This window comes from uncultured Campylobacter sp., from assembly GCF_938040115.1.
Classification (GTDB): Bacteria; Campylobacterota; Campylobacteria; order Campylobacterales; family Campylobacteraceae; genus Campylobacter_A.
Window position 1 is genome coordinate 1 of sequence record NZ_CALHXD010000210.1, and the last position, 5521, is coordinate 5521.

At 45.6% G+C, this 5521-nt stretch carries 6 protein-coding genes; 2 read left to right on the plus strand and 4 right to left on the minus strand.

The window, feature by feature from the left end:
* Nucleotides 1-168 precede the first annotated feature (168 nt).
* Genes Q0314_RS07015 through Q0314_RS07030 form a run of 4 tightly spaced genes read right to left on the minus strand, consistent with a single transcriptional unit; the run spans nucleotide 169 to nucleotide 2742 of the window.
* Nucleotides 169-660: a histidine phosphatase family protein gene (locus tag Q0314_RS07015; RefSeq protein ID WP_298057785.1), complete on the minus strand. Its 492-nt coding sequence runs from the start codon at nucleotides 658-660 to the stop codon at nucleotides 169-171.
* Complete coding sequence (locus Q0314_RS07020; RefSeq protein ID WP_298057787.1) at nucleotides 661-1500, minus strand: ferritin-like domain-containing protein; 840 nt, start codon at nucleotides 1498-1500, stop codon at nucleotides 661-663. It abuts the gene before it with no gap.
* A complete protein-coding gene (locus Q0314_RS07025; RefSeq protein ID WP_298057790.1) occupies nucleotides 1497-2030 on the minus strand; it encodes a rhomboid family intramembrane serine protease in 534 nt (177 codons plus the stop codon). Before Q0314_RS07025 ends, Q0314_RS07020 begins: the two co-directional genes overlap by 4 nt.
* 52 nt (nucleotides 2031-2082) lie before the next feature.
* On the minus strand, nucleotides 2083-2742 hold the full coding sequence (locus Q0314_RS07030) for an NlpC/P60 family protein (RefSeq protein WP_298057792.1): 660 nt from the start codon (nucleotides 2740-2742) through the stop codon (nucleotides 2083-2085).
* A gap of 270 nt (nucleotides 2743-3012) precedes the next feature.
* Between Q0314_RS07030 and murA the strand changes: the two genes are divergently transcribed.
* The gene (gene murA, locus Q0314_RS07035) at nucleotides 3013-4278 is read left to right on the plus strand and encodes a UDP-N-acetylglucosamine 1-carboxyvinyltransferase (protein WP_298057795.1); all 1266 of its coding nucleotides are present in this window, start codon (nucleotides 3013-3015) and stop codon (nucleotides 4276-4278) included.
* A gap of 1 nt (nucleotide 4279) precedes the next feature.
* Nucleotides 4280-5437: a molybdopterin molybdotransferase MoeA gene (locus tag Q0314_RS07040; RefSeq protein ID WP_298057794.1), complete on the plus strand. Its 1158-nt coding sequence runs from the start codon at nucleotides 4280-4282 to the stop codon at nucleotides 5435-5437.
* The last annotated feature ends 84 nt before the right edge of the window (nucleotides 5438-5521 follow it).

Consider the following 5521-nt stretch of genomic DNA (forward strand, 5'->3'; position numbering starts at 1 on the left):
CAAAAATAGCATCAAGGATATCAAAAATATTATCAAAAACAAGGGAATAATGATGCAAAGAAAAGACAAAAAAGGCAACATAGTGAACGTCGGTATTGGCGAGGCCGCTGACATCTATTTAGAAGGACTAATAAAAATGATGACAAACAGCTTAATGTTTGAGGAAATTTAGCTCTTTTTATGCTTTTTAGGGTAGTCGAAAAACAAGGCCTTTGCGCCGTGTTCTTTTAGCTCCTTGAAGCTGCCGTCAAATTCGACGCAAAAGATGCCGCATGTAGGTATATTTCCGATCGCAGCGTCGCTTAAAAGCTCGCAAATTTCAGTTATAGCGTCGTTGTGGGCTATGACAAATATGCTATGAAATTTGTCGTCAAGCTCTCTTACAAAAGTCAAAAGATCATGCGTCTGCGCTCCGTATAGTTCGTCTTTAAATTTGATTTTCTTCTTAAATTTGACTGCTTCGGTTAGCTTTTGAGCCGTTTTAGCGCAGCGTTTGGCGGGACTGGCAAATATCGCGTCCGCCTTCACCTCATGCTTTTTTAGCCGTTCGCACATCAGCGCTAGATCCTTTTTGCCTCGTTCGCTTAGATCGCGCTCAAAGTCGCTGCCTTCACCCTCTTCTACGGCTTTTGCGTGCCTGATAAAGTAGATTTTTTTCATTTATACCACCTTTTTGGCCTTTGATAGATTTTTTATGCGCTCGATCTCTGCCTCGCTAAAGCCTGATTTTAGTCGCGCGCTCACGTTTAGCTCGCGGGACTGCAAAAAGGCTTTAGGGTAGATTTTTTGTACGATTTGCGCGTAAATTTCGGGGCTTACGCCCTCTTTTTCGCAGGCAAATTTAAACCAACGATCGCCCTTTGAGACGTGCGAGATCTCCTCGTCTAAGATGACTTGCAAAATTTCGCAAAGCCGCGCCTTGCTCTTGTCTTTTTCGCACTCGGTTTCCAGCTTTTTTAGCATAAAAGCGTTTGCGTCAAGGCCATTTGCCTCCATATATCTAGGCAGCACCGCCATGCGCTCGAGCAGCGACGCGGAGGTATTTTGCAAAGCGATAAAAAGCCCGTCGTGTACGGTAAAATCGCCGTATTTCACGCCAAATTTAGCCATGTGATCCTCGATCATCTTAAAGTGCCTGATCTCATCCTCGGCGACCTCTAGCCAGTCGTCATAGTAGGCTTTTGGTAGCGCGCGAAAGCGATACGCCGCATCTAACGCGATATCTACGGCGCTGTATTCGATGTGCGCGATCGAGTGAAGGAAGGCTTTTTGCTTGTCCGCTTGCTTTTTACCGCCGATTTCTCTCATCGCTACAACCTCGCAAAATGCCTCGTAGCTTGGGCGTTTTAGCGGTTTTATCTCGTCAAATTTACCGCCCTCTTCTATTTGCGCGTCAAATTTACCGGCCTTGTATTCGGCGTAAAATCGTTTAAATTTATCAAATTTAAGCTCCTTGTCGCCGCACTCTAAAATTTCCCAAATTTGATCGAAAAATCTCATTTTATCACCTTAAATTTTACCCCGAAATATCCTAAAGCAAAGCCGATGATATGCGCGTACCAGGCGACGTTTACGCCCATAGCCACTGGTGCGAAGCTCATTAGCAAGATGGCGATTATTAGCCCTTTTCTGCTACTCGCGTCCAAAAACGCCAAAACTCCCAGCAACAGACTGATCGCGCCGCTAGCTCCGACTAAATTTATAAAAGTTCCGTTAGTTTTAAACATAACATAAATATAAATAAAACTAAGCAGCGAAGTCAAAACGCCTCCGACGCAGTAAACGACGGCAAATTTTTCGCTGCCGTAGTACCGCTCAAGAAGCGATCCAAACTGATACAAAACCGCCATATTCATCAGCAGATGGGCCAAATTTGCATGCATAAACATCGAAGTCGCAGGCTGCCAGACGTAAAGTCCGTCCGTGAAAAACATATTTAGCCCAAGCGTCGCGTTAGTGCCGCAAATGCCGCAGTAAACGGCAAAATATACTAGACAATTTAACGCGATGAGCGATATCGTAGCTTCCAAAAACGGCTCCTTTTTAAAGGCTTTATCATATAAAATTTAGACATAAATTTAGCTAAAAATTAACCTTGCCAAAGCCGGCGAATCTGTTCGACGTTAGGCAAGTAGCGTCGCCGCCTTTACACGCTACGATATAGGAGTTTACCTCTTTACCGCCTATTTTATGGCTATTTTTTTGAAATAGATTTATAAATCCGCTTTTGTTTTTGCCTCTGGTATTATGCATAAATCTTATAGTTCCATCATCTTCTATGCGGTCTATGATGCCAAGGTGGGTTATGATTTGCTTGTTTTTGCCTTTGGTTTGACTCGTAGTGTTGTTAAAAAACACCAAATCTCCGAGCTTTGGGCTTGTTTGCGAGATCAAATTTCGCTTTTTGTAAAAATTATAAATGGCTTGCGATTTTGATCCTTGTTCGCCGTAAAATTTGAGCAAATTCGTCTCGGAAAAGTAAACGTTGTTTATGTTTTTATTTACGAGAGAGACGAAACCCGAGCAGTCTCCGCCGTCTTTTTTGCCTAAAAAGCCTTGCATAAAATTTGAAAGCGCTTTGCCGCCCAGATCGTTAAATACGTCTTGCTGCGAGTTTAAAAATCTCGCGTTTAAAATCTGTCCGCTTTGATCGGTCGGGTAAATTTTGGGCGCATTGTTCGCGCATCCGCTAAAAATCAAAGCCGCAACCGGCGCTAGCGGCAAAAAAATGGTAAATTTCATTTAAATCATCCTATTTTATATTTAAATTTCAAGGCGAAGTATCTTGTGATAAATTTAAATGTTTCGACGAAATTTTCGACCGAAGATAGAACATAATAGTTCATCAAGGGAGAAAATTTCTAGATCATTTAAATTTACCCAAGAGACAAGCCGTAGAGACGAACAGCCTAAAAGCAAGATTATATAAATAAATCGGTAAATATCGGCATAAATTTAAATTTATAAGCTAAATTTCACTATACTTTGGATTTTATTTAAGGATTTAAGATGATGCATTATTTAGAAATCGAAGGAAACGCGAAACTAGGCGGCGAAGTCGCCATAAGCGGAGCGAAAAACGCCGCCCTGCCCCTGATAGCTGCGGCTCTAATCATAAAAAACGACGTTACGCTAAAAAATATGCCAAACGTCGCCGATATAAAAACATTGGCTACTTTGCTTGTAAATTTGGGCGTAAAGTGCGAATTTACGGACGATCACACTCTAAAAATCAACTCAAACTACGTTAGCTCCACGAAGGCCAACTACGACATCGTGCGCAAAATGCGCGCCTCTATCCTGGTTCTTGGCCCGCTACTAGCTAGGTTTGGCCACTGTGAGGTGAGTTTGCCCGGCGGCTGCGCGATCGGACAAAGACCGATCGATCTACACTTAAGCGCGCTTGAAAAAATGGGCGCAAATATCGAAATAAAACAAGGCTACGTCGTCGCCACCGCGCCTGACGGGCTAAAAGGCGCGCAGATCGTGTTTGACAAGATCACGGTAACGGGGAGCGAAAACATCATAATGGCCGCCGCGCTCGCTCACGGCACGACGCATCTAATCAACGTCGCTAAAGAGCCCGAGGTGGTGCAGCTTTGCGAGGTTTTGGCAGCTGGCGGCGTGAAGATCGAGGGTATCGGCACGGACGAGCTGGTGATAGAAGGCACGGATAGGCGCCTGCTGGATGTGGGCGAGATAACGGTCATCCCCGATAGGATCGAAGCGGGAACGTATCTTTGCGCCGGGGCGATCACGAACTCGCAAGTAACTATCGCGAACGCCAATGCCGCGCATCTGCGAGCCGTGCTTACTAAATTTAACCAAATGGGCTTTGAAACCGTCGTAAACGGCGATAAAATCACGATAATGCCGGCTAAAAACGTAAATCCCGTCGAGATCGTGACGACTGAGTTTCCGGGTTTTCCGACCGATATGCAGGCGCAGTTTATGGCGCTCTCGCTCATAGCAAACGGCGTTAGCACGATCGACGAGAGGCTTTTTGAGAACCGATTTATGCACGTTAGCGAGCTCACGCGTATGGGTGCGGATATCCGTCTAAACGGCCACATCGCGACGATCTACGGCGGAGGCAAGATAAACGCCGCAGACGTGATGGCTACCGATCTGCGCGCAAGCTCTGCCCTGGTGCTAGCGGCCCTTGCCGCAAACGGAACTAGCCGCGTGCATAGAATTTACCACCTAGATAGAGGCTACGAGGGGCTAGAGCGCAAACTAGCGGCTCTGGGCGCAAAAATACGCAGGCTGGAGGAGTAAAATGACGCTAGAGCTTGCTCAAAATTTGATCCTAGAAAAAGCTAAATTTGACGGCTGCGGCGAGTTTGCCAGCCTTGAGCGCGCGACGGGCAAAATTTTGGCACAGGACGTCGTTGCCGTTAAAAATTTGCCCTCCTTCGACAACGCCGCGATGGACGGCTACGCGTTTAAATTTGACGATTTAAACAAGCCGTTAAGCGTCGCAGCGACCGTGTTAGCTGGCGATGAGGCTGAAATCACGCTAAAAAAAGGCGAATGCGTAAAGATAATGACGGGCGCAAAAATGCCGACGAATGCCGATGCCGTCGTACCTTTTGAAGACGCTATTTTGCAGGACGGCAAGCTCTCGCCGCAAAGCAAAGTCAAAAAATTTAACGCCCTAAGATATAAGGGCGAAGAGGTCAAAGCTGGTGAAATTTTGCTAAAAAAAGGCGAAATTTTAACGCCCGCAAGAGTAATGATGCTAGCTGCTCAGGGCATCTACTGCGTCTGCGTGGAGCGCGAGCTAAAGATCGGTATATTTTCAAGTGGCGACGAGGTGGTCGAGCCGTGGCAAAACGCTAGCGAGGAGCAAATATATAACGCAAACGGCGCAGGTATCGCATCACTGCTTCAAAGTTTCGGCTTTACTAGCTCGTACGCGGGCATCATAAAAGACGACCTAAAAAGTACTACTCGCGCGCTTGAGACGGCTGAATTTGACGTCATCATAACAAGCGGCGGGGCGAGCAAGGGTGAGGCTGATTTTATGAAAACGGCGCTTTTAAATTTGGGTTTTAGCGAGCTTTTTGACGGCGTAAATATCCGCCCCGGACGTCCGAGTAAAGCCTTTATAAAAGATAAAAAAATTGTCTTTATCCTGCCGGGAAATCCGATGGCGGCGTTTTTGATGTGCTTTTTGCTGATCGTTCCTTTTTTAAAGGGCGCGCGACTTGAAAAATTTGACGCCGTTTTAAGCCAAGACGTAAAAATAAAATCTGGACGCCAAAATATCGTGCTAGGCAGCTTTTGCGAAGGCAAATTTAGCGTGACGGATAATAATAAATTCGGCTCAGGCATGATAACTCCGCTCATCAAAAGTAACGCCGTTTTGGTAACAAACGAGAGTCTCGGCGAGCTAAAAATGGGCGAAATCGTAAAAATTTTGAAATTTTCTTGACAAATGAAAACGTTTTTGCTAAAATTGCGACTTCTCAAACGGTGCGGGAATAGCTCAGGGGTAGAGCACAACCTTGCCAAGGTT

Bases quoted from the DNA above. Each gene is read 5' to 3' on its own strand.
- Q0314_RS07015 (WP_298057785.1), bottom strand. From the start codon at position 660: ATGAAAAAAATCTACTTTATCAGGCACGCAAAAGCCGTAGAAGAGGGT.
- Q0314_RS07020 (WP_298057787.1), bottom strand. From the start codon at position 1,500: ATGAGATTTTTCGATCAAATTTGGGAAATTTTAGAGTGCGGCGACAAG.
- Q0314_RS07030 (WP_298057792.1), bottom strand. From the start codon at position 2,742: ATGAAATTTACCATTTTTTTGCCGCTAGCGCCGGTTGCGGCTTTGATT.
- murA (WP_298057795.1), top strand. From the start codon at position 3,013: ATGCATTATTTAGAAATCGAAGGAAACGCGAAACTAGGCGGCGAAGTC.
- Q0314_RS07040 (WP_298057794.1), top strand. From the start codon at position 4,280: ATGACGCTAGAGCTTGCTCAAAATTTGATCCTAGAAAAAGCTAAATTT.